Origin of the sequence: Bradyrhizobium sp. CCBAU 25360 (genome assembly GCF_028128695.1) — a bacterium.
GTDB lineage: Bacteria > Pseudomonadota > Alphaproteobacteria > Rhizobiales > Xanthobacteraceae > Bradyrhizobium > Bradyrhizobium ottawaense.
On the sequence record NZ_LBJA01000043.1, the window covers coordinates 317,963 to 340,618 of the forward strand.

Below are 22,656 nucleotides of genomic sequence, written 5' to 3' on the forward strand. Positions count from 1 at the left end.
AGTGCTCAGCCCCCACGCACATTGTTGCGCAGTCGGGGCTGCGCCGCAATCGGCAGGCCAAGAGGCCAAATGGCGCGGGAGGGCTGCGCCTAGAACCCGAATTTCGCCCAGATCGCCCGCGTCTCAAGCGCCGAGATCAGATCGTCCGGCAGGCCGACCATTGATTCCATGGCCGAAAGCTGCCCCGCGCCGGGCGATTTCCGGCCCAGAAAGCCGGAGAGCAGCCCGGTCGGCTGCGCGATCACGGGGGTGAGAACCTTCTCGCCATAGCGGGCACGAAGAGTTGAGCGGAGATCGCCGATGCTGTCGGCGAGCCCCAGCGCGATCGAACTCTCCCCGGCCCAGTATTCGCCCGTGAACAGGGCGTCGTCCGCGCCCTTGAGGCGCGCGCCGCGGCTCTCCTTCACCAGGGAAATGAAGATCTGATGGATTTCGCGCTGGAGCGCCTTCAGCTTGGCGACGTCGTCGGGGTTCTCGGGGAGGAAAGGATCGAGCATCGCCTTGTGCGCGCCGGCCGTGTAGAGGCGCCGCTCGATGCCGAGCCGCTTGATCGCCTCCTGGAAACCGAAGCTGCCGCCGACCACGCCGATCGAGCCGAGGATCGAAGAGGGATCGCAGATGATCTCGTCGCCGGCGCAGGCGATCATGTAGCCGCCGGACGCCGCAACGTCCTCGACGAACACGAGCACCGGCAGCTTCTTCTCCGCCGCGAGTTGCTTGATGCGCAGGTAGATCTGGCGCGACTGCACCGGCGAGCCGCCGGGCGAGTTGATCACCAGCGCCACCGCCTTGGCGTGCCGGTACGAGAACGCACGCTCCAGCACCCGCGCGACGCCCGCCAGCGTCATGCCCGGGCGCAGCGGCGTCACCGCACCGATCACACCGGACAGCCGCACCACCGGTACGACCGCGGTACCGGGGCGGAAGCGCGCCGGCAGATATTGCATGAGCTTGTCGGCCAGGCCGGAACTCTCACGATCTTTCAATTGTTCGGCCATGCCGTTACCTCTGATTAACCATTTCTTATCACGCGACTGTCATTGGAAGTGCCTGGAACGTGTTTTGCAGATTTCCCGTTGGGAGGCTGCAATGAGGCAGCGGAGAACACCATGAAAATCTATCTGCTGATGCTGCTGATCGGTGCGCTGTTCATGGCGATCCGCTTGACGTCCCCGCAAGAGCAGCAGTCGGAATCGCTTCCGCAGTAAGCCGTCACGGTTCCATCAGCGGCAAGGCCGCTCTCCCCTCCAGAATCTCCGTCACCTCTTTTTTGGACACGCCTGACTCGTCGTTGAGCATGAGGCCCGGCAGCAATCGCGTCGGAGCCCGGCCGCCTTTGACCGCACGCACCAGCACGCGGATCGCGGGCCGCCCCGCCTCACCGTGAACCGGCAGGATCGAAAGGCTCCCGAAGCCGCGTGACAGCGCCGCCAGGACATCGGCGATGCCATCTGCGCGCCAGATCAATGTCAGCACACCATTCGATCGGAGGATGCGCCGCGCTGCATGCACCCAGGCATGCAGGGTCTCCTCCGTCGCCACATGCGCGGTGTGACGCGCCTGATCCGGCGAGCCGCGATGCCGGGCCGGATCGTTGAAGGGCGGATTCATCAGCACCGCGTCGACGCTGTCGGGCGGCAGCCCGTTTGCCGCAAAGGCCGTGGCGTCGGCGGTGACATCGAGCAGGATGATCTCGGCGGCAAGCGCATTCGCGGCTGCATTGGCGCGCGCGAGCTCGGCCAGCTCCGGATTGATCTCGACCAGGCTCAGCCCGATACCAGCGACGCGCCGGGCCAGCGCCAGCCCGGCCGTGCCGATCCCGGCGCCGAAATCGACCACGCGGTCCCCGGGGCGGGCCTCCGTCGCCGCCGCAAGCAGAATGGCGTCGTGCCCGGCTCTGTGGCCACTCCGCTTCTGTCTCAGACGCAATTGCCCGCCGAGAAAGGCGTCCTCGGTGATATCTGCGGCCTCACTCATCGCCGCGCAGTTCGTGGCTGAGGCCGGCCTCGGTGAGGAGCTCCCGCGCCTCCTGGGCGTCGTCCTCATGAACCAGGATCCGCCGCGGCAAAATGCCGAGCGAGCCCTCGATGATGCTCATGTTCTGGTCCAGCACCAGATGATGGATGTTGGCGCCGTCGAGCAGCGCGCCGATCGCCGACACCAGCACCATATCGTTGGTCCGAACCAGTTCACGCAAAACGCAGGTTTCCTTGCCTGAGAGGGGGCTAAAGCGGCAAATGTCAATGGTTCCGCGGGCCTTGCCGCATCCGCCGCCAGTTTCTATTGTCTTTCCGTCAGAATAGCCCCTCCGGGGCAAATATTGGAGACCGGCGTGGCCGTCATCGTACCTTTCGAAACTCCCGGCGCGTCGATCGAAGAGCTGGTTGCCCTTGTCGCCCCTGATATGGAGCGCGTCAACGCCACGATCCTGTCGCGGACCGGTTCGGACGTGACCATGATCCCGGAGGTCGCCAACCATCTGATCTCCTCCGGCGGCAAGCGGCTGCGGCCGATGCTGACGCTCGCCATGGCCAACCTCGCCGGCTACACCGGCGACGGCCATATCAAGCTCGCCGCCTCCGTCGAGTTCATGCATACCGCCACGCTTCTGCACGACGACGTCGTCGACGAGAGCGAGATGCGCCGCGGCAAGCTGTCGGCCCGCATGCTCTGGGGCAACGAGGCGAGCGTGCTGGTCGGCGACTTCCTGCTCGGCCAGGCCTTCCGCATGATGGTCGAGGTCGGCTCGCTCCGCGCGCTCGACATCCTCTCTGCGGCCGCCGCGACCATCGCCGAGGGCGAGGTGATGCAGCTGGCCGCCGCCAAGAACACCGCGACCACCGAGGACGAATATCTCGCCGTGATCCGCGGCAAGACCGCCGAGCTGTTCGCCGCCGCCTGCGAGGTCGGCCCCGTCATCGCCAACCGCCCCAAGGCCGAGCAGACCGCCTGCCGCTCGGTCGGCATGAATCTCGGCATCGCCTTCCAGCTCGTCGACGACGTGCTCGACTATGGCGGCAAGAGCGCAAAGCTCGGCAAGAACACCGGCGACGATTTCCGCGAGGGCAAGATCACCCTGCCCGTCGTGCTCGCCTTCCGCCGCGGCAACGACACCGAGCGCGCGTTCTGGATCCGGGCGCTCGAGCGCGGCGAGATCGGCGATAGCGACCTCGATCACGCCATCGGGCTCATGAACAAGCACCGCGCGCTCGAGGACACGCTCAGCCGCGCCCAGCACTACGGCGCCATGGCGGTGGACGCACTGGCGCTGTTCCCCTCCTCGCCGATGAAGAGCGCGCTGGAGCAGGTGGTGGCGTTCTGTCTGGCAAGGTCGCACTAGGCTTTTGCGTTTCGGCGCACCGCCAGCGAAACATCCGGTGTCGTCCCTGCGAACGCAGGGACCCATACCGCGTGATCCATCGATACAGTGTCGGTGCGAGTACCGATAACATCCGATCTTCGCCAAACCACTCCCTGTGGTTATGGGTCCCGGCGTTCGCCGGGACGACACCGGTGAGATAGGTCCGGACTATCTCCACATCGTCATTGCGAACGCAGCGACTTGTCCGCCGAAGCCTTGGCGAAGGCGGAGCAATCCAGAATCCCTCCGCGGAGACGGTCTGGATTGCTTCGCTTCGCTCGCAATGACGGAGTTCGGGGCAACAACACAGTCACTCTCGTGTCCCGGACGCGCTGCAACGCCCTTCGCGTTGCTGCTGCAGAGCCGGGACCCACGGGACATCCGCAGTCATCAGCAACATGGGCCCCGGCTCTGCAGCGCACCGCTGAAGAAGCGCTGCGCTGCGTCCGGGGCACGAGGTTGCCTAGTCACTTGCATTTTGCAAGTCACTCACCTACCTTCCCGCCATGCAACCCAAATCCCCCTCGATCCTGGAATGCCCGGTCGGCCGTGCCGTCGAGACGGTCGGCGAATGGTGGAGCATCCTGATCCTGCGGGATGCGTTTCAGGGTGCGACGAAGTTCGACGAATTTTCGCAAAGCCTCGGGATCGCTCCGAACATCCTGTCGCGGCGCCTCGCTCACCTCACCGCGAGTGGCATGTTCGTGCGGCGCCGCTATCATGAGCGGCCGCCGCGTTACGAATACGTTCTGACCGACAAGGCGCGGGATTTCTTTCCTGTGATCGCTACGCTGCTCGCCTTCGGCAACAAGCATCTCGCGCCCAAGGGCGAATCCATTCTGCTGGCGAACCGGAGCGACGCTCGCCCGTTCGATCCGGTCGTGGTCGACGCTACCGACATGCAGCCGATCACGCTCGCCAATACGGTCGTCGTCGCCGGTCCCCGCGCCAGCCGCGGCATGCGCAAGCGCATCGCTTCACTCAAGGCCATGAACCCGGCCGTCGCGCCGGCTGGAGAGTAATATGCGTCGTATCGTCGTGACGGGAATGGGCGCGGTGTCGCCGCTCGGCTGCGGTGTCGAAACCTCATGGCGCCGGCTGCTCGCCGGTCAAAGCGGACTGCGCCCGCTGCCCGAATGGGCGCAGGCGCTGCCGGCGCGCATTGCCGGACTCGTGCCCGACAAGGCCGACGATGCCGATGGCGGCTTCGATCCCGCGCAGGCCGCCGCACCAAAAGACCAGCGCAAGATGGATCGCTTCATCCTGTTCGCGCTGCTCGCGGCCGCCGAGGCGATCGCGCAGGCGAAATGGACGCCGCAGGATGCTGCCGCGCTGGAGCGCACCGCGACGATCATCGCCTCCGGCGTCGGCGGTTTCCCGGCGATGGCGGAGGCGGTGCGCATCACCGAGCAGCGCGGCGTGCGCCGGCTCTCGCCGTTCACGATCCCCTCGTTCCTGGCCAATCTCGCCGCCGGCCACGTCTCGATCAAATACGGCTACAAGGGCGCGCTCGGCACACCGGTCACCGCATGCGCCGCCGGCGTCCAGGCGATCGGCGATGCCGCGCGCATGATCCATGCGGGCGAAGTCGACATCGCGATCTGCGGCGGCGCGGAGGCCTGCATCGACATCGTCAGCCTCGGCGGCTTTGCCGCGGCCCGTGCGCTATCGAGCGGGTTCAACGCGGAGCCGGCGCGGGCCTCGCGCCCGTTCGATCGGGACCGCGACGGCTTTGTCATGGGCGAAGGCGCCGGCATTCTTGTCATCGAGGAGCTGGAGCATGCGCTCGCGCGTGGCGCCATGCCGATCGCAGAAGTGATCGGATACGGCACGACGGCGGACGCCTATCACATGACGTCCGGTCCGCCCGACGGCGACGGCGCCCGCCGCGCCATGGAGATCGCGCTTCGGCAGGCGAGCCTTGCACCGGCAGATCTGCAGCACCTCAACGCCCACGCAACATCGACGCCCGCCGGCGACGAGAGCGAGCTTGGCGCGATCGCCGCGCTGTTCGGCCGTAACCGCGGCATCGCCGTCAGCGCGACCAAATCGGCCACCGGCCATCTGCTCGGCGCCGCCGGCGGCCTCGAGGCGATCTTCACCGTGCTCGCTTTGCGCGACCAGATCGCGCCGCCGACGCTCAATCTCGAAAACCCCGATGCGGGCGCTGACGGCATCGACATCGTCGCCGGCGCCGCGCGGCCGATGCCGATGCAACACGCAATCTCCAACGGCTTTGGCTTCGGCGGGGTCAATGCCAGCGTGATCTTCCGCCGCGCGGGCTAAACGAGAGCCTTGCAATCGCGGCACGCTGCGCTACGAAAACAGGATGATCGAAACGAATTTCTGGCTGTTCCTGGCCGCAGCCTGTCTCATTGCCGCCGTTCCCGGCCCCGGCATCTTCTACGTCGCGGCACGGACCTTGTCGGAGGGACGCGCCAGCGGCTTCGCATCGACCGCAGGCACGGCGCTGGGCGGACTGGTTCATGTCGTCGCGGGCAGCCTCGGCATCTCCGCCATCATCCTCGCCAGCGCCGAATTGTTCGCCGCCGTCAAATTCGTCGGCGCGCTCTACCTGGTCTGGCTCGGCATCAAGACCTTTCGCAGCGCCGGCCGCGCACTGTCGCTCGAGAGCGAGCCGGCCGGTGACAAGCGCGCATTCCGCGACGGCGTGCTGGTCGAGGCGCTGAACCCGAAGACCGCCGCGTTCTTCCTCGCCTTCATTCCGCAATTCCTCGATCCCGCGGGACCGAGCCCCACGCTGCAGTTCATTATGCTGGGTGCGATCTCGGTGGCGTTGAACACGCTTGCCGACGTCGTCGTGGTGCTGATGGCCTCCGCTACCCGCACGCAGCTGATCGGACGGCCGCACCTGATGCGGCGTCTCACCCAGGGCTCCGGCGTCTTCATTGCAGGCCTCGGCCTGTCGCTGGCACTGGTGCGGCGGCCGGCGAATGGATAGCGCCCCGATGCCCGCCCCGCAAAGCCGCTTCTACGAGTCTCATGGTCTACGGCTGCATTACGCCGATTGGGGCAATGAGGGCGCGCCGCCTCTCATCCTGGTCCATGGCGGCCGCGATCACTGCCGGAGCTGGGACGTCATCGCCCGGTCATTGCAGCCGCATTTTCATGTGGTGGCGCCCGACCTGCGCGGCCATGGCGATTCCGACTGGACCAGGGGCGGCAGCTACGCACTGACCGAATATGTCTACGATCTCGCCCAGCTCATCCGCACCATCGCAGCGTCTCAGGTGACCCTCGTCGGCCATTCGATGGGCGGCATGGTGAGCCTGATCTTTTCAGGGTCATTCCCTGAACAGGTCTCGAAGCTGGTCGTGCTCGACGGCGTGACGATGCTGCCGGACACGCCAAAGCCGCCGGCGCATGAGCGCATCGGCAAATGGGTGGTCCAGCTCGACAAGCTGCACGACCGCTCGCCGCGCCGCTATGCGACCCTGGCGGACACAGCGGCGCAGATGGTGCTTCACAACAGGCGCCTGTCCCGCGACCTCGCGCTGCATCTCGCCACGCACGGCGCACGGCAGAATGAGGACGGTACCTATAGCTGGAAGTTCGATCCCTATCAGCGCGCCTCGGCGCCGCACCGGCTCTGGCCGGACGACCACATCGCGCTGTGGTCGCGCATCACCTGCCCGACGCTGCTCTTGAACGCCGGCGAAAGTTTTCTCGCCGGTGCCAGAGCAGCAGGCCTGGAGCGTTATTTCCCGCAAGCGCGCGTCGAGACCATCGCCGGGGCGGGACACTGGCTGCAGCACGACAAGCCGCAGGAAGTGCTGGGCGAGATCCGAAAGTTTCTCGAGCTGACCGAGCAAAGCGCGGGTTAGCCGCACTGCCGTAGGGTGGGCAAAGCGAAGCGTGCCCACGCTTCCGTCTCCGTATCGGAAAGATGGTGGGCACGGCGCAAAAGCGCCTTTGCCCACCCTACGGCACCGTCCCCGGAGAGAGACTCAGCTCAACGTCCCCGCATGCACCCACCAGCCGGGGTGGTCGCGCCGGATCTTTTCGGCCGCGGCATGGGTATCGGCGGGCGAGCCGTAGATCGCAAAGCACGTCGCACCCGAGCCGGACATGCGGGCCAGCTTGACGCCGGCGGAGTCGCGCAAGGCCTCCAGCACGTCGCCGATCACAGGTTCGATACGCAGCGCAGGCGCTTCGAGATCGTTGGGAACGCTTTCGAGAACGTCGACCCAATCGGCGATCGACCCACCCTCCTCCGGCCAGGCCGGAGCTCGGAAGACCGAGGTAGCGCCGACCAGGAGCTCGCCGTTGCGCAGACCCAGCTGCTGGAAAACATCCTTGGTGGCCACAGGCACGCGCGGATTGACCATCACGCAGGGCATGCTCGGCAGTGCGAGCGGCAGCAGCTGCTCGCCGACGCCGGTCATGTCGCAGGCGCGCGAGAACAGGCACACCGGCACGTCGGCGCCGGTCGAGAGCGCGACCTTCTGCAGGCGAGGATCGTCGAGCGACAGATTGTTCAGACGCGCCAACAGCCGCAGCGCCGCTGCCGCATCGGCCGAGCCGCCACCGATGCCGGCGGCAACCGGCAGCACCTTGTCGAGCGCGAAGGCGCCGAGCTTCAGATTCGGCACCGCGTCGGCCAGAAGCTTGGCGGCCTTGAACACGAGATTGTCCGCGGTATCGCCGCAAGCCGCGGCAAGCGGTCCGGTGGTGGCGAGCTTCAGCTCGCCGCCCGGCTCCAGCGTAAGCCGGTCGGCGCAATCGGCAAACGCGACCACGCTTTCGAGATCATGATAGCCGTCGGCACGACGGCCGACGACGCGAAGGCTGAGATTGACCTTCGCCCGTCCTTCTTCAATCAACGCCGGCATTGGCGACACGCCCCCAACTTCAGTTCTTCGTCGTGCATGATCTCGTCGGAAAACCGCTACACACTTTTCGCTAGCGCGGCCCTTCGGGTCCGGATCATGCGCCAGACTAGCCGCCCTTGCCGTCGTCCTTCCTCTTTTCCGCCTGCGCGGCCGAAGAGTTCGAATTGTCGTCGGCGAGGCCATTGGCGATCTTGGCCTCGATCTTCGGCAGCTCTTCCGGCTCGGGCTTGAGATCGCGCGCGTGCGACCACTGGAATTTGGCTTCCAGCGTGCGGCCAACCCGCCAATAGGCGTCGCCGAGATGGTCGTTGATGGTGGGATCCTCGGGCTTGAGGTCGATCGCGCGCTCGAGGTTCTTCACCGCTTCTTCGTAGTTGCCGATGCGGTAATAGGCCCAGCCCAGGGAATCGACGATGTAGCCGTCGTCGGGACGCTGCTCGACGGCGCGCTTGATCATCTTCATGCCTTCGTCGAGGTTCACGCCCTGGTCGATCCAGGAATAGCCGAGATAGTTGAGGACGTGCGGCTGGTCGGGCTGGAGCTCGAGCGCCTTCTTCATGTCGGCCTCGGCCTTGGCCCACTGCTTGGAGCGCTCCTCGCAGATACCGCGATAATAGTACCAGACGCTGTTGGCCTTGTCGTTGCCGGGCGGCAGCACGTCGACGCCTTGCGAATAGGTCGCGCCGCAGTCGCCGAACCTCTTGCGGCCGCGCTCGATGTTGCCGAGCGCCATGATCGCTTCGAGGTCCTTGGCATCCTCCGATGTAACGCCCTTGAGGATCTTGATCGCCTCGTCGGTGCGGTCGGCGGAATCCAGATCGATGGCAAGCTGGATCTGCGCGTTGCGCTTGAGCGGCGAGGTCGACGGCACGCGCTCATAGACCTTGATCGCCATCTGCGGCCGCTTCACGGACTCGTAGAGATCGGCGAGCGAGAGCAGCGCCAGCGGATGGGTCGGCTGGAGGTAGAGCGAGAGCTGGAGATAGACCAGCGCCAGGTCCTCGCCGCCGCGGCGGGTCAGCGTGGCGCCGATGCCGTAGAGCGCCTCGGCGGCGCCGGCCTGGGCGGAATCGACCAGCGGCGGCATTTTCTTGCCGGCCTTGGTGTCGCGCAGGCCTTCCTGGATCAGCGGATGGCGCGCGAGCTTCTTGTCGAAGGCCTGATAGACGGTGGTCGCGGCGGCGGAATCCTTGTTGCGCGACAGCCAGCGCGCATAGGCCTCGGTCACGCGCAGCATGGAATCGTCGAGCTTGTAGGCGCGCTCGAAGCGGGTACCGGCGTCCTTCTCCTTGCCGGAGAGCTCGAGGATCATGCCGGCGTGAAGGTCCTTGAACAGCGGGTACCATTCGGGACCTGCCAGCTTGTCGATGGTGGCGACACCGCCCTTGGCGTCCCCGGCACCGTAGGCGGCCCAACCCGACAGCAGCGTGGCGACGAGATCGGTGATCGGACCGCGGATCGACTGGTTGATGTTGGTCTGCGCGGCTGCGTACTTCTTCACCTTGAGATCATGCACGCCGACGACGAGACGCGCGACGCGGTTGGTCTTGTCGATGGTGAGGACGCGCTCGGCGAGCTTGACCGCTTCGTCGATGTCGCCGTCGGCGACCGACGAGATGAAGGCGCGGTCGAGCAGCTCGTTGTTCTTGGGATCGGTGCGCAGGGCCGAGCGGTAGAACGCAGCGGCGGAGGCCGCGTCGCGCTCGACGCTGGCATGGCGGGCGGCGAGATAGCTACCGGCACCCGTGAGCGACTTCAGATCGTTTCGGGTCGGAAACTGCGCCGCCGTGTTCTCCGGGTGATCCGGCGTCTGCGCCAGGACGCTGCCGGGGACGGTCGCGATCGCTGTGCCCATGAGGGCGATGGCAGCAACAGTCCAGCGGTTGAAACGATTTGAAAACATCAGGGCTCGCCTTGAGTTGGTAGTGCCTGGGTTTGCAGCAGAGGGCCGTATCGCATGCGAACGCGGCCGGTGGCATCGGGACCCGGAACCGTCCGGCGGACAATGCCGCTTTTGGCGCTTCGCCGCAAGGATTCGGGCCGGACGATCCCCTCCGCACGCCTTAAATCGGCCAAGTGACCGGCCAAGAGCGGTCCCAAGACGCTGTCAGTATGGCCTTATCGTGGCCGCGACCGGTGGCCGCAGCGGTGTCCTCACGCGAACGTGCGCCGGATCACCCTCGTGATCAGGTCCTTTTGCTCGGCCGGCCCTTACATCGCCTCGTAGTTCGGACCGCCGCCGCCCTCGGGGGGAACCCAGGTGATGTTACCGTTGGGGTCCTTCACGTCGCAGGTTTTGCAGTGGACGCAGTTCTGGGCGTTGATCTGGAAGCGCGGGCTCGTGCCCTCCTCGACCCATTCATAGACGCCGGCCGGGCAATAGCGATTCGAGGGACCGGCGAACACGTCGTGCTCAGAGGTCTTTTGCAGGTTCATGTCGGTGACCTTGAGATGGACCGGCTGGTCCTCCTCATGATTGGTATTGGACAAGAACACCGAGGACAGCTTGTCGAACGAGATCTTGCCGTCCGGCTTCGGGTAGTTCTTCGGCGTGTGCTGCTTGGCCGGATCGAGCGTGGCGCGATCGGGTTTGGCGTGCGCCTGGGTGCCGAACAGCGAAGCGCCGAACAGCGTGTTGCACCACATGTCGATGCCGCCGAGTGCGACGCCCAGCACGGTGCCGAACTTCGACCACAGCGGCTTGACGTTGCGGACCAGGAACAGATCCTTGCCGACCGACGACGAGCGCCACGCATTTTCGTATTCGACGAGTTCGTCATTGGCGCGATCGGCGGCCAGCGCCGCCGCGACATGTTCAGCCGCGAGCATGCCGGTGCCCATCGCATTGTGTACGCCCTTGATGCGCGGCACGTTGACGAAGCCGGCCGCGCAGCCGATCAGCGCGCCGCCGGGGAAGCTCAGCCTCGGCACGGACTGGTAGCCGCCCTCGGTAATGGCGCGCGCGCCATAGGCGAGACGCTTGCCGCCTTCAAAGGTGCCGCGGATCGAAGGATGGGTCTTGAAGCGCTGGAATTCATCGAACGGCGACAGGTACGGATCGTCGTAGTTCAGATGCACGACGAAGCCGACGGCAACGAGGTTGTCGTCATAGTGATAAAGGAACGAGCCGCCGCCGGTCTTCAGGTCGAGCGGCCAGCCGAAGGAATGCTGGATCATGCCCTTCTGGTGCTTGGCAGGATCGATCTGCCAGACTTCCTTGAGGCCGATGCCGAACTTCGCCGGCTCGCTCTTGGAGTCGAGCGCGAACTTGGCGATGAGCTGCTTGGTCAGGCTGCCGCGGGCGCCTTCGGCGAACAGCGTGTACTTGCCGAGCAATTCCATGCCACGGGTGAAGGAGTCCTTCGGCTTGCCGTCCCGGCCGATGCCCATGTCGCCGGTGGCAATGCCCTTGACGTTGCCGGCGTCGTCATAGAGCACCTCGGCCGCGGCGAAGCCCGGATAGATCTCGACGCCGAGCGCTTCCGCCTTGCGCGCCAGCCAGCGGCAGACATTGCCGAGCGAGCCGATGTAGCAGTGATGATTGTCCATCAGCGGCGGCATCATGAAGTTCGGCAGCTTGATCGCGCCGCCGGCCGTCATCCAGTAGAAGCGGTCGTCCTTCACCTGCGTTTTCAGCGGGCAGTCGGAATCCTCGCGCCAGTCTGGAACGAGCTTGTCGAGCCCGGCCGGGTCGATCACGGCGCCGGAAAGAATGTGCGCACCAACCTCGGAGCCCTTCTCCACCACGACGACATTGAGATCGGCGTTGAGCTGCTTCAGCCGGATCGCGGCCGACAGGCCCGAGGGGCCGGCGCCGACGATGACGACGTCGAATTCCATGGATTCGCGCGGGGGAAGTTCTTCGGTGCTCATCTGATCTCAGCCCTTGAGACGGTCCTTGGTCATTTGCGCCCTCTTGTTTCCGATTTTTCCGGGTAGGACAACCACGGAAATGCGTTTCGCCGGGGTGCAAAGGGGTGCAAGGCGCCCTAAACTGGACTTCCCCGGTTCTGGTAGGCCAGAACCGGGGAAGTCCCATCTTTTTTGACGCGTTTTCTTCACGCGAACCGGGTGCCCACTTCGCTCGAAAACGCTATGCTATAATAGTCAGACTTTCCCATGATACCCGAACCCGCACCCACCGTCCGCGAGCTTCTTGCCTTCTATCTGGAGGCCGGCGTCGATTGCGCGCTCGCGGAGGAACCGATCGACCGCCTGACGGAATTGGATGCCCCGCCGCCTGCCCCGCGCGTGGCGCCTCCGGTCGAGGCACCGCGGCCGGTCGCCGCGCCGGCGGTGATGCGCGGCGAGGCCGCACCTGCGCCCGACATCGCGATTGCCTCGGCGCGCGAGGCTGCGCGCACTGCGCCCACGCTGGACGCGCTACGCGAGCTGATGCAAGGCTTCGAGGGTTGCGCGCTGAAGCACACCGCGACGCGATTGGTATTTGCCGACGGCAATCCGCAGGCGCGCATCATGTTCGTCGGTGAGGCGCCGGGCCGCGACGAGGACATCGAGGGGCTGCCCTTCGTCGGGCGCAGCGGCAAGCTGCTCGATCTCATGATCGGCGCGATCGGCCTCAACCGCAGCACGGCCTACATCGCCAACGTGATTCCGTGGCGGCCGCCCGGCAATCGCACCCCGACGCCGCAGGAGACGCAAATCTGCCTGCCCTTCATCCAGCGCCAGATCGAACTGGTGAATCCCGACGTGCTGGTGACGCTCGGCAATCCCTCGACGCAGACGCTGCTCGGAACGCGCGAGGGCATCATGCGCACCCGCGGGCGCTGGTTCGACTACGAGACGGGGGCGCGCACCATCCGCGCGCTGCCGACGTTCCATCCGGCCTATCTGCTCCGCTCGCCGTCCTACAAGCGGCTGGCCTGGCAGGATCTGCGCGCGATCGCCAAGGTGCTGGCGGGCTAGCGAGCTCTCGTGTCCCGGACGCGGTGCGGCACGCAGTGACGCTCCGCAGAGCCGGGACCCAGAAAGCAACACAGTACGATGCGGCGAGATGGGCCCCGGCTCTGCAGCGCACCGCCGAAGAGGCGCTGCGCAGCGTCCGGGGCACGAGACCTACGTCCTCACGTCCCCTTCGGCCGCACGATGGCCCAGCCGACGCGCAGGAGCTGCTGGCGACCGGTCACCAGCCATTCGAAGGCGCGCGGGACTTCCGGGACGATGCCGGGAAAGCGCTTGAGGATGTCCGGCGGCGGCGTGCCGGCGGTATCGGAAGCGCGCCAGACCACGACGCCGCCGGTCTCGCTGAATTTGGCCTGATTGATCCACGGCGTGCGCGCAGGGTCGGCGTCGATGAAGAGATGCGGCCGGCCGGAATGCAGCGTGATCAGGCTCGCAAGCGAGGTCTCGCCGGCCACCGCACGCAGGCGATGGTTGGTGCGGCGGGCAAAGCTCTCGTCGAAGAAGTCCGAGATCGCGCGCGCCGGCATCGAGGTCGCGATCTCGTTCGTGCCGGTCCAGGGCAGCAGCAGGACGGCGAGCACGACGCCGACGGCCGGCGCCACGACGGCGGCGGCCCAGACCGTCCGCAGCATCCGCGCACGGCGCATCGCGATGAGATCGCCGGCTGCGACCACCACGGCAAGCCCGGACACAACCAGCACGACGCCGGCGCCGCCGACGACGGAGTCGAGCCCGAGCAGGCCGGAGATGAGCACCGCGCCCAGCGCCGGCGCCAGCGCGAAGAAATAGACGAAGTTGCGCGCCATCGGCTCGACCGGTGGTCGGTAGATGATCGGCGGCTCCTCGCCCTTGCCGGCGAACAGCCCGGTGTTGAGGAAGGTCAGCGCCGGGATCGCAGCGGCCCCGAGCACGAGGCCGCCGAACAGCCACGCCGCATGCAGGGCGCGGGCATCCAGCTCCGCAACTTGCGGCAAGGCCGGCATCACCAGCGTCTCGGCGCGCATCAGCCAGACCGCGTAGGGCAGCGCCAGTACCGCGACGACAACAAGCGCGAACAGCGGATCGAGCGCGCGCAGCGTCCGGCGGCCGCCGGCGGTCGAGACCGCGAAGACGACGAGCAGCAGCAGCAGGAAGATCGCCGCAGGCGTCGTCAGCAGCAGGAGACCGGCCTCGATCGACCAGGCGAACCAGGCATTGCCGCGACGCTGGCCGATGATCTGCCAGGAGTGCAACAGCAGCAGCGCCCAGAGCGGCCGGGCCAGGACAAGCGGGCCGAAGTCGAGCGCCGACGAGGAGAAGGCGAGCACCGTCATGGTCAAGAGCACCGCGAGCACCGCCTGCTGCGAGCCGACCACGGCGCGGGAGAGATGATAGAGCGCAATGAACGTCGCGATCTCGCAGAGCTCGGCGAGCACATAGACGCCGAACATGTGGCCGCCGGCGGCGCGATAGGCGATGTCGGCGAGCCAGACCGGCAAGGGCGGACCGAGATCGGTGCCGACCTGGTATTCGCGTCCGAAAGCCAAGAGCGTCGCAAGGCTGCCAGGCGGGCTGCGGTAGAACACCAGCGCCACGAACAGCCACATCGCGGCCTGCAGCAGCACGGCGATCCAGACGATCAGCCGCGGCCGGGCGCGAATGAGCTCGATGACCAGGGAGGTAAACCGCATGCAACGCCCGAAAGATGCAGCCAACCCGTCCAGCCGGCCCTATTCGCTCACAAACACTTTGATAAGGGGCGCTGCGCGTTGTGGCAACGACGGTTTCCTCGTCATGCCCGGGCTTGTCCCGCCTGGCTAACTCTAGAGATTCGCCGACGCGTCGATTCCGACGCTGGCTTCCACCGGCACCTCGACCTCGGTCACCGCAAACAGATCCGGCACCGGCTCGACGGTCCACGGCATGTGCTTGGCGCGTGCGGCCGCGACCGGGGCGAAGAAGCGGCGGTGATGGACGGAGGGGCCGAGGCGGTCGAGCGCGTCGAGGTGCTCGGGGACGGCGTAGCCCTTGTGCTGCTCGAAGCCGTAGCCGGGGCAGTCCTGCGCCAGCGCGCACATCAGGCGGTCGCGCGTCACCTTGGCGATGATGGAGGCCGCCGCGATCGACAGCACGATGCCATCGCCGCCGATCACGGCTTCGCAATCGCAAGGAGTGTCGAGCCGGTCGCGGCCGTCGACGAAGACGTGCCTGGGCGCCTCCGGCAGTGCCACGACGGCGCGCTTCAGCGCCCACAATGAGGCGCGCAATATATTGTCGCGGTCGATTCGCGAGGGCGAGGCGACGGCGACCGAGACCTGGGCGGTGGCGCAGATCTTGTCGAACAGTTTTTCGCGCTCCTCCGCCGTCAGGCGCTTGGAATCGTCGATGCCGCGCGGGATGCGGTCGGGGTCGAGAATCACGGCTGCAGCCACCACGGGGCCGGCGAGCGGCCCGCGGCCGGCCTCGTCGCAGCCGGCGACCGGCCAGACGCCGCACTTGATCAGCGCGCGCTCGCGCCGGAAGCTCGGCGGTGCGACCGCGATGATGCCTTTCTTGCCTGCGGGAACGGTCGTTGTTTTGGTCGCAGGCGCTTTGCCGGCCTTGGCGGGCGCTGCCTTTTTCGCAGCGTCCTTCCTTGGCGCGTCTTTGGCCGGTGTCTTGGCGGACTTGTCCCGAATCATGGCGGGGATCGTGCGCAAGCGGCCCGGCCGGCGCAACCGGGAACCCGGCGCAATTCCCGTTATTCAGGCCGCCCTATTCTGCCAGATGCACCCGCCGGTCCTCGCCGACCTCGATGCCGGGTGCGACCACGACCTCCCAGGGATGGCCGTCGGGATCGGCAAAATAACCGGAATAGCCGCCGTAATCGGTCTCGTGCGCGGCCTTCGCGAGCTTTGCCCCCTTGCCGAGGGCAAAGGCCAGCACTGCATCGACCTCCTCTCGGGTCCGACAGTTCCAGGCGATCGTGATGCCGCGGAAGGTCGATGGCCTCGGCTGGTCCGGCAACGCCGCGTCGGCCGCGAGCTGATCCCAAGGATACAGCGCGAGCACCGGACCGCCGGTATCGTAGAACGCCACCGCCTCGCCGGTCGCCTTTAGCCGGCGCGAGAACCCGAGCGCGTCGTAAAAGGCGATGCTGGCGCGGATATCGCTGACACCGAGCGTGATGACGGTGAGCCGCGGCACCGGAGCCGAAACTTGCTTACTCATACGACACCTCTTCCACACTTCCCGCTCAGAACAGGCTCAGCTGATCGCCGTTCCGCTTCGGCCGGGCAAAATGATCCGTGGTCAGCTTGGAGCGCCTTTTGTTGAGGCCGAGCCTGTCGCAGGCGATCTCGAAGCGGCGGCCGATGGTCCAGGCCATCGGTCCGGTGCCCTTCATCCGCTCGCCCCATTTCGCATCGTAGTCGCGCCCGCCGCGCATGTCGCGGATCAGCGTAAAGACGTGGCGATAGCGGTCCGGATAGTTCGCCATCAGCCATTCGCGGAAGAGATCGCGCACCTCCAGCGGCAGCCGCAGCAGCACATAGGAGGCCTCCTTGACGCCGGCATGGGCGGCCGCGTCCAGGATGCGCTCGATCTCGGAATCGTTCAGCGCGGGGATCACGGGCGCGACCATCACGGTGGTCGGGATGCCGGCGTCCGAGAGCTGCTTCAGCGCTTCCAGCCGCTTCGGCGGCGTCGAGGCGCGCGGCTCCATGGTGCGCGCCAGCTTCGGATCGAGCGAGGTGACCGAGATGGCGACCTTGGCGAGGTTGCGCTTGGCCATCCGCGCGAGAATATCGATGTCGCGCACCACCAGCGCCGATTTGGTGACGATGCCGACGGGATGGCCGGCACGCTCGAGAACCTCGAGGATGCCGCGCATGATTTTGCGCTCGCGCTCGATCGGCTGATAGGGATCGGTGTTGGTGCCGATCGCGATCATCCGGGGCTCATAGCCGGTCGCGGCGAGCTCCTTCTCCAGCAGCGCCGGCGCCTCGGGCTTGACGAACAGTTTTGACTCGAAGTCGAGCCCCGGCGACAGGCCGAGATAGGCATGGGTCGGCCGCGCGAAGCAATAAACGCAGCCATGCTCACAGCCGCGATAGGGATTGATCGAGCGATCGAAGCCGATATCGGGGGAATCGTTGCGGGTGATCACCTTCCGCGAGGTGTCGACCCCGACACTGGTCTTGAACGGCGGCAGCTCTTCCAGGCTCTGCCAGCCGTCGTCGAAGGCGACGCGCGCCTCGGCCTCATAGCGGCCGCTGGCATTGGACTGTGCGCCCCGCCCTCGCCTGCGCGCGCGGTCGATGGCGACGCCAAGTTCTGGAAAGTCAGAGTCCACACCCGCCGGCTCGGAGGGCGCCTTGACCGGCGGGTGCTTGAGAGCATGAGACGATGCTGCTGGACTCATGAAGCCAGGATAGCACGACAACGGAACAAATCAAGAACACAAACAAAAGATGGGAAAACAACCCCATGCACAGTAGCCGCCCAAATTTCGGGCGCGGTCCTTTGACCTCACGCAACATGCCCGTCGCAACGATTTCGTTTGATGCCGGCCAGGGATCAATCGTCGCGGAACAATGTTGGTGACGATCGCCGGGTGAAGGTCAGCAGGAACATGGCAAATCAACAACAATCGGCCGCGGCAAGCAGCAACCTCGACCTCCTCGATCGCTACTGGCGCGCCGCGAACTATCTCTCCGTCGGGCAAATCTACCTGCTCGACAATCCGCTGCTGCGCGAGCCCCTGCGGGCCGAGCACATCAAGCCGCGCTTGCTCGGCCATTGGGGCACGACGCCCGGCCTGAACTTCATCTACGCCCATCTCAACCGCGTCATCCGCGCGCTCGATATCAGCGTGCTCTATGTCTGCGGTCCCGGCCATGGCGGTCCCGGCATGGTCGCCAACACCTATCTGGAGGGCAGCTACAGCGAGATCTATCCCGACATCGCGCGCGACAAGGACGGATTGCGCGAGCTGTTCAGGCAGTTCTCCTTCCCAGGCGGCATTCCGAGCCACGCGGCACCGGAAACGCCGGGTTCGATCCACGAAGGCGGCGAACTCGGCTACGCGCTGGTGCACGCCTACGGCGCGGCGTTGGACAATCCCGATCTGATCGTGGCCTGCGTCGTCGGCGACGGCGAGGCCGAGACCGGCCCGTTAGCTGCGTCCTGGCACTCCAACAAGTTCCTGAACCCCGCGCATGACGGCGCGGTGCTGCCGATCCTGCATCTGAACGGCTACAAGATCGCCAATCCGACCGTGCTCGGGCGAATGCCCAACAGCGAGATCCGCGATCTCTTCCGCGGGTTCGGCCACGAGCCGCTGTTCGTCGAGGGTGATGATCCCAAATTGATGCACCAGGCCATGGCGGACGCGCTCGACGTCGCGCTCGCCAGCATCCGCTCGATCCAGCAGCACGCACGGGACGGGCGCAAAAGCGTCGAGCGGCCGCGCTGGCCGATGATCGTGCTGCGCAGTCCGAAGGGTTGGACCGGTCCGAAAGAGGTCGACGGCAAGAAGGTCGAGGGTTTTTGGCGCGCGCATCAAGTCCCGGTGGCGGGCTGTCGCGAGAACCCGGCGCACCTCAAAGTTCTCGAAGACTGGATGCGCAGCTACGAGCCCGAAAAGCTGTTCGACCAGAGCGGCGCGCTCATTCCAGAACTTCAGGCGCTCGCGCCCGAAGGCATTCGCCGCATGGGCGCCAATCCGCATGCCAATGGTGGCCTGCTCAAAAAGGAGCTGAGGCTGCCGGACTTCCGCAGCTTTGCCATCGAGGTGCCGCAGCCCGGCGGCGCCATCGGGGAAGCGACGCGCGAGCTCGGCAAATTCCTGCGCGACGTCATCCGCCTCAATGCGAAGGAGCGCAATTTCCGCATCATGGGCCCGGACGAAACCGCGTCAAACCGGCTGGACGCGGTGTTCGAGGAGACCGAGCGGGTCTGGATGGAGCCGATCGAGCCCTATGACGTGCACCTCGCGCAAGACGGCCGCGTGATGGAAGTCTTGAGCGAGCATCTCTGCCAGGGCTGGCTCGAGGGCTATCTGCTCACCGGCCGCCATGGTTTCTTCTCCTGCTACGAGGCCTTCATCCACATCGTGGATTCCATGTTCAACCAGCACGCCAAATGGCTGAAGGTCACGCGCGATCTGCCATGGCGGCGCCCGATCGCCTCGCTCAATTATCTCCTGACCTCGCATGTCTGGCGGCAGGACCATAACGGCTTCAGCCATCAGGATCCCGGCTTCGTCGATCTCGTCGCCAACAAGAAGGCCGACATCGTCCGCATCTATTTCCCGCCCGATGCCAACACGCTGCTGTGGATCGCAGATCACTGCCTACGGACCTACAACCGCATCAATGTCATCGTCGCCGGCAAGCAGCCGGCGCCGCAATGGCTGTCGATGCAGGACGCTGCCACGCATTGCGATGCCGGCATTGGCATCTGGAGCTGGGCGGGGACGGAAGATGCGGGCCAGGAGCCCGACGTGGTGATGGCCTGCGCCGGCGACGTACCGACGCTGGAGACGCTCGCCGCCGTCGACCTGTTGCGCAAGGCGCTGCCGGATTTGAAGATCCGCGTCGTCAACGTCGTCGATCTCATGACGCTGCAACCGAAAGACCAGCATCCGCACGGCCTGTCCGACCGCGACTTCGACAGCCTGTTCACGCGCGACAAGCCTGTCATCTTCGCCTATCACGGCTATCCCTACCTGATCCATCGGCTGACCTATAACCGCACCAATCATGCCGGCATGCATGTGCGCGGCTTTGCCGAGGAAGGCACCACGACGACGCCGTTCGACATGGTCGTGCTCAACGAGCTCGACCGCTACCACCTCGCGATCGAGGCGATCGAACGCGTGCCCGGGCTCGCGGCCAAGGCTGCGCAAGCGAAGCAGCAATTCCGTGACAAGCTGATCGAGCATTCGCGCTATGTGCGCGAGCACGGCGAGGACATGCCTGAGATCCAAGGCTGGGTCTGGCCTAACAGCTCCGGCGGCAATACCCCGGCCGAAGCCGGCGACTAGCCATGTCGGACACGGTCCTCGTCCTCAACTCGGGATCGTCGAGCATCAAGTTCGGCCTGTTCGAGATCTCGGCTGTTGAACCCCGCCTGCTCTGCAAGGGACTGCTCGACGAGCACGAGGCAAAACCCCGGCTCGTGGTGAAGAGCCCCGCGGGCGAAGACCTGTTCGAGACATGGAGCGAGGCGCCGGACGCCGACGGCGGCCATCTGTTCGCCGATGTGCTTGCCTTCATCGACGACCGGTTCGGCGGACACCACCTGCGTGCCGTCGGCCATCGCATTGTTCACGGCGGGCCGGATTATTCAGGCCCGGTCGCGCTGACCGACGACGTGATCGGAAAGCTTAAGGCGCTGACGCCGCTGGCGCCGTTGCACCAGCCGCGGTGCCTCGCGCCAATTCGTGCGCTCGCGGCGATTCGACCAGCGCTGAGGCAGATCGCGTGCTTCGATACGGCGTTCCATCACGGCCTGGCGCCGCCGGCGAGCCGCTTCGCCATTCCGAGGCGCTACGAGGAACGTGGCGTCCGACGCTACGGATTTCACGGCCTCTCCTTCGAGTATGTCGCGGGACGCCTCGCCGAGATTGCGCCGGAGCTCATCGCCAAGCGTACCGTCATCGCGCATCTCGGCAACGGCGCCAGCCTGTGCGCGTTGCGCAACGGCCGCAGCGTCGACACCACCATGGGGCTGACGCCGCTCGACGGTCTCGTGATGGGCACACGCTGCGGCACGATCGATCCCGGCGTGCTGCTCTATCTGCAGCAGCACGAAAAGATCTCGATCGAGGATGTCCAGCACCTGCTCTATCACCAGTCGGGCCTGCTCGGCGTCTCCGGCATCTCCGCGGACATGCGCACGCTGCTTGCGAGCGGCGAGATTGACGCGCGAGACGCGGTCGATCTTTTCACCTTCCGCGCGGCGCAGCAGGTCGCGATGATGGCAACCACGCTTGGCGGCCTCGACTGTCTGGTCTTCACCGGCGGCATCGGCGAGCACGCCAAGGAGATCCGCAGCGCGATCGGCGAACGTCTCGCATGGATGGGCGTGCGCATCGATGCCGCGGCGAATGAGGAGACACGTGAGCGGATCAGCGGTAGCGATAGCGCGGTCGATGTGCTCGTCATTGCAACCAATGAAGAGCTGACGATCGCGCGCCATTGCGCTGCGCTGCTGCAGCAAGGCCATCCCAACTGAAAGAACGTGTCAGTCTCGTAGCGTGGACAAAGCGACTTGTCCGCCGTTGCTCGAAGAGCGAAGGCGGAAGCGTGCCCACCACGTCTGTCAATGTGGCGTCGATGGTGGGCAGGGCGCAAGTGCGCCTTTGCCCACCTACGATTCCTGATTCGTGTGGACAGAAGAGGGCACAATGACACGCACGAACTAATGCGTTCCCGACCATATCTGAAAACACCCGATCGCGACCTCGATCACGATCAGGACCACGACCGCGATCTCCAGGCGGAGCGAGCGCTGGGTGTCGATGATGTCGGTCAGCGCGTTGGCGGTCTCCGACACCGCGGTGAGCTTGCGCTCGAGCGTGTCGAGGCGTTCTTTCAGCTCGTACTCGTCCTCGAGGCGCGAATAGAGCCGGTCGAGCTCGGGCTTCTCCCAGAGCACGTCGGGCTTCTCGGCGATCGCGACGCGCCCGGCGACGCGCTGCTGCACCAGCAGTGCATTGCCGATCAGTTGCAGGATGCCCTTGCGACGGCGCGGCGTGCGTCCGTGCTCGGCGAGCTCCCGCGCAAACGGCTCGATCACATCGAAGACCGCGGCGACGCGGCGCTCGTCGCGCGCGAGCGACGTACTCTTGGCGAGCGCGTCCGCAACAAGCAGCAGCCGGTCGTCGGAGAACTTTGCGAGGCAGATCGGCCCGCCCGGCTGGATCGCTTCAGTGCTTTCATCCTTGCAGAGCTGTGCCTGCGCAATCTCTTCCTCATACGGGCTGAGCTCGCCGATAACCCGCGGCTTCAGGCTGTCGATCAGCACTTTCTCCTCGGACGGGAGCAGCCCGATCAGCACCACGACGCCGTAACGAAAGATCACGGCGAGGCCGGCATGGACACGGAAGGCGGCGGGCGTCGACGAGACCAGCGTGCCGATCTCGAGACCGGCGGCGTTGATGCGATCGCCCAGCATCAGCGCGCGGATCCGCAAGGTCGGCGCAGCCTCCGGCTTCGGCGATGTCGAGGCCGTGCCAACAACGAGTTGATCGGCGTTCACAGGAAGCCTCCGCCGCCACCAAAGTCACACATGTCCCGTTCGAACCTTTCTTGCAGGGCGCCCCGTCCCTGCAGGAGCCAACTACCCGCGCGCCGCGCAATGTCGCCGTAAAACTCCAGGTCAATCCCCCCGGGACGAGCTTGTGCCGAAACATTCGGCAACATCGCCAACCCGCGCGTGACACATTTGGCTGCGAGGACTGGCTGCAGTTTACCATCGCACGCCGAAGCGCGGCCGGAAAGTTGCACTCGGCAACGCCACGTGTTTATGACAACATCATAACAAGCTACGCTT

General features: G+C 65.9%; 19 protein-coding genes. 8 read left to right on the forward strand and 11 right to left on the reverse strand.

The window, feature by feature from the left end:
- Positions 1-89 precede the first annotated feature (89 nt).
- The 3 genes from XH81_RS28510 to XH81_RS28520 all read right to left on the reverse strand — a co-directional run bounded on the left by XH81_RS28510 (position 90) and on the right by XH81_RS28520 (position 2,197).
- Positions 90-998, reverse strand: a complete 909-nt coding sequence (locus XH81_RS28510; protein ID WP_028141657.1) for a S49 family peptidase — start codon at positions 996-998, stop codon at positions 90-92.
- Positions 999-1,212: 214 nt separating this feature from the next.
- Positions 1,213-1,977 (reverse strand): tRNA1(Val) (adenine(37)-N6)-methyltransferase, encoded by a 765-nt coding sequence (locus tag XH81_RS28515; RefSeq protein ID WP_028141658.1) that lies wholly within the window; start codon positions 1,975-1,977, stop codon positions 1,213-1,215.
- Positions 1,970-2,197 (reverse strand): putative signal transducing protein, encoded by a 228-nt coding sequence (locus XH81_RS28520; protein ID WP_018323354.1) that lies wholly within the window; start codon positions 2,195-2,197, stop codon positions 1,970-1,972. Before XH81_RS28520 ends, XH81_RS28515 begins: the two co-directional genes overlap by 8 nt.
- Before the next feature lie 135 nt (positions 2,198-2,332).
- On the opposite strand from XH81_RS28520, the gene XH81_RS28525 reads away from it, so the two are divergent.
- The 5 genes from XH81_RS28525 to XH81_RS28545 all read left to right on the forward strand — a co-directional run bounded on the left by XH81_RS28525 (position 2,333) and on the right by XH81_RS28545 (position 7,206).
- Positions 2,333-3,340, forward strand: coding sequence for a polyprenyl synthetase family protein (locus tag XH81_RS28525; protein ID WP_026202916.1), 1,008 nt, complete (start codon positions 2,333-2,335; stop codon positions 3,338-3,340).
- A 527-nt stretch (positions 3,341-3,867) separates the two neighbouring features.
- Positions 3,868-4,383, forward strand: a complete 516-nt coding sequence (locus XH81_RS28530; protein ID WP_028141659.1) for a winged helix-turn-helix transcriptional regulator — start codon at positions 3,868-3,870, stop codon at positions 4,381-4,383.
- Between the two features lies 1 nt (position 4,384).
- Positions 4,385-5,647, forward strand: coding sequence for a beta-ketoacyl-ACP synthase II (gene fabF / locus XH81_RS28535; RefSeq protein ID WP_028141660.1), 1,263 nt, complete (start codon positions 4,385-4,387; stop codon positions 5,645-5,647).
- A 43-nt stretch (positions 5,648-5,690) separates the two neighbouring features.
- A complete protein-coding gene (locus XH81_RS28540) occupies positions 5,691-6,323 on the forward strand; it encodes a LysE family translocator (protein ID WP_028141661.1) in 633 nt (210 codons plus the stop codon).
- Positions 6,324-6,330: 7 nt separating this feature from the next.
- Positions 6,331-7,206, forward strand: a complete 876-nt coding sequence (locus XH81_RS28545; protein ID WP_049801736.1) for an alpha/beta fold hydrolase — start codon at positions 6,331-6,333, stop codon at positions 7,204-7,206.
- A 123-nt stretch (positions 7,207-7,329) separates the two neighbouring features.
- Here XH81_RS28545 and XH81_RS28550 read toward each other — a convergent pair whose 3' ends face one another.
- The 3 genes from XH81_RS28550 to XH81_RS28560 form a co-directional block, all read right to left on the reverse strand.
- The gene (locus XH81_RS28550) at positions 7,330-8,214 is read right to left on the reverse strand and encodes a 4-(cytidine 5'-diphospho)-2-C-methyl-D-erythritol kinase (protein WP_028141663.1); all 885 of its coding nucleotides are present in this window, start codon (positions 8,212-8,214) and stop codon (positions 7,330-7,332) included.
- A gap of 106 nt (positions 8,215-8,320) precedes the next feature.
- Positions 8,321-10,117, reverse strand: coding sequence for a tetratricopeptide repeat protein (locus XH81_RS28555; protein WP_028141664.1), 1,797 nt, complete (start codon positions 10,115-10,117; stop codon positions 8,321-8,323).
- A gap of 308 nt (positions 10,118-10,425) precedes the next feature.
- Positions 10,426-12,087, reverse strand: a complete 1,662-nt coding sequence (locus XH81_RS28560; RefSeq protein ID WP_028141665.1) for an electron transfer flavoprotein-ubiquinone oxidoreductase — start codon at positions 12,085-12,087, stop codon at positions 10,426-10,428.
- Positions 12,088-12,333: 246 nt separating this feature from the next.
- Between XH81_RS28560 and XH81_RS28565 the strand changes: the two genes are divergently transcribed.
- Positions 12,334-13,140, forward strand: coding sequence for a uracil-DNA glycosylase (locus tag XH81_RS28565; protein ID WP_028141666.1), 807 nt, complete (start codon positions 12,334-12,336; stop codon positions 13,138-13,140).
- Between the two features lie 158 nt (positions 13,141-13,298).
- Here XH81_RS28565 and XH81_RS28570 read toward each other — a convergent pair whose 3' ends face one another.
- The 4 genes from XH81_RS28570 to XH81_RS28585 form a co-directional block, all read right to left on the reverse strand.
- On the reverse strand, positions 13,299-14,807 hold the full coding sequence (locus tag XH81_RS28570) for a glycosyltransferase family 39 protein (protein WP_028141667.1): 1,509 nt from the start codon (positions 14,805-14,807) through the stop codon (positions 13,299-13,301).
- A 132-nt stretch (positions 14,808-14,939) separates the two neighbouring features.
- Positions 14,940-15,797: a ribonuclease HII gene (locus XH81_RS28575; protein WP_028141668.1), complete on the reverse strand. Its 858-nt coding sequence runs from the start codon at positions 15,795-15,797 to the stop codon at positions 14,940-14,942.
- A gap of 73 nt (positions 15,798-15,870) precedes the next feature.
- Complete coding sequence (locus XH81_RS28580) at positions 15,871-16,326, reverse strand: VOC family protein (protein WP_028141669.1); 456 nt, start codon at positions 16,324-16,326, stop codon at positions 15,871-15,873.
- Positions 16,327-16,351: 25 nt separating this feature from the next.
- A complete protein-coding gene (locus XH81_RS28585; RefSeq protein ID WP_028141670.1) occupies positions 16,352-17,518 on the reverse strand; it encodes a PA0069 family radical SAM protein in 1,167 nt (388 codons plus the stop codon).
- Between the two features lie 210 nt (positions 17,519-17,728).
- Between XH81_RS28585 and XH81_RS28590 the strand changes: the two genes are divergently transcribed.
- Together XH81_RS28590 and XH81_RS28595 are read left to right on the forward strand one after the other, a co-directional pair.
- Positions 17,729-20,143: a phosphoketolase family protein gene (locus XH81_RS28590; RefSeq protein ID WP_028141671.1), complete on the forward strand. Its 2,415-nt coding sequence runs from the start codon at positions 17,729-17,731 to the stop codon at positions 20,141-20,143.
- 2 nt (positions 20,144-20,145) lie between these two features.
- Positions 20,146-21,336 carry an acetate/propionate family kinase gene (locus tag XH81_RS28595; RefSeq protein WP_028141672.1) on the forward strand — a complete coding sequence of 397 codons (1,191 nt, stop codon included), beginning with the start codon at positions 20,146-20,148 and terminating at the stop codon, positions 21,334-21,336.
- 186 nt (positions 21,337-21,522) lie between these two features.
- Here XH81_RS28595 and XH81_RS28600 read toward each other — a convergent pair whose 3' ends face one another.
- On the reverse strand, positions 21,523-22,362 hold the full coding sequence (locus XH81_RS28600) for an RMD1 family protein (protein ID WP_028141673.1): 840 nt from the start codon (positions 22,360-22,362) through the stop codon (positions 21,523-21,525).
- Between the last annotated feature and the right edge of the window lie 294 nt (positions 22,363-22,656).

Bases quoted from the DNA above. Each gene is read 5' to 3' on its own strand.
- XH81_RS28510 (WP_028141657.1), bottom strand. From the start codon at position 998: ATGGCCGAACAATTGAAAGATCGTGAGAGTTCCGGCCTGGCCGACAAG.
- XH81_RS28515 (WP_028141658.1), bottom strand. From the start codon at position 1,977: ATGAGTGAGGCCGCAGATATCACCGAGGACGCCTTTCTCGGCGGGCAA.
- XH81_RS28530 (WP_028141659.1), top strand. From the start codon at position 3,868: ATGCAACCCAAATCCCCCTCGATCCTGGAATGCCCGGTCGGCCGTGCC.
- fabF (WP_028141660.1), top strand. From the start codon at position 4,385: ATGCGTCGTATCGTCGTGACGGGAATGGGCGCGGTGTCGCCGCTCGGC.
- XH81_RS28540 (WP_028141661.1), top strand. From the start codon at position 5,691: ATGATCGAAACGAATTTCTGGCTGTTCCTGGCCGCAGCCTGTCTCATT.
- XH81_RS28545 (WP_049801736.1), top strand. From the start codon at position 6,331: ATGCCCGCCCCGCAAAGCCGCTTCTACGAGTCTCATGGTCTACGGCTG.
- XH81_RS28550 (WP_028141663.1), bottom strand. From the start codon at position 8,214: ATGCCGGCGTTGATTGAAGAAGGACGGGCGAAGGTCAATCTCAGCCTT.
- XH81_RS28555 (WP_028141664.1), bottom strand. From the start codon at position 10,117: ATGTTTTCAAATCGTTTCAACCGCTGGACTGTTGCTGCCATCGCCCTC.
- XH81_RS28560 (WP_028141665.1), bottom strand. From the start codon at position 12,087: ATGAGCACCGAAGAACTTCCCCCGCGCGAATCCATGGAATTCGACGTC.
- XH81_RS28565 (WP_028141666.1), top strand. From the start codon at position 12,334: ATGATACCCGAACCCGCACCCACCGTCCGCGAGCTTCTTGCCTTCTAT.
- XH81_RS28570 (WP_028141667.1), bottom strand. From the start codon at position 14,807: ATGCGGTTTACCTCCCTGGTCATCGAGCTCATTCGCGCCCGGCCGCGG.
- XH81_RS28575 (WP_028141668.1), bottom strand. From the start codon at position 15,797: ATGATTCGGGACAAGTCCGCCAAGACACCGGCCAAAGACGCGCCAAGG.
- XH81_RS28580 (WP_028141669.1), bottom strand. From the start codon at position 16,326: ATGAGTAAGCAAGTTTCGGCTCCGGTGCCGCGGCTCACCGTCATCACG.
- XH81_RS28585 (WP_028141670.1), bottom strand. From the start codon at position 17,518: ATGAGTCCAGCAGCATCGTCTCATGCTCTCAAGCACCCGCCGGTCAAG.
- XH81_RS28590 (WP_028141671.1), top strand. From the start codon at position 17,729: ATGGCAAATCAACAACAATCGGCCGCGGCAAGCAGCAACCTCGACCTC.
- XH81_RS28595 (WP_028141672.1), top strand. From the start codon at position 20,146: ATGTCGGACACGGTCCTCGTCCTCAACTCGGGATCGTCGAGCATCAAG.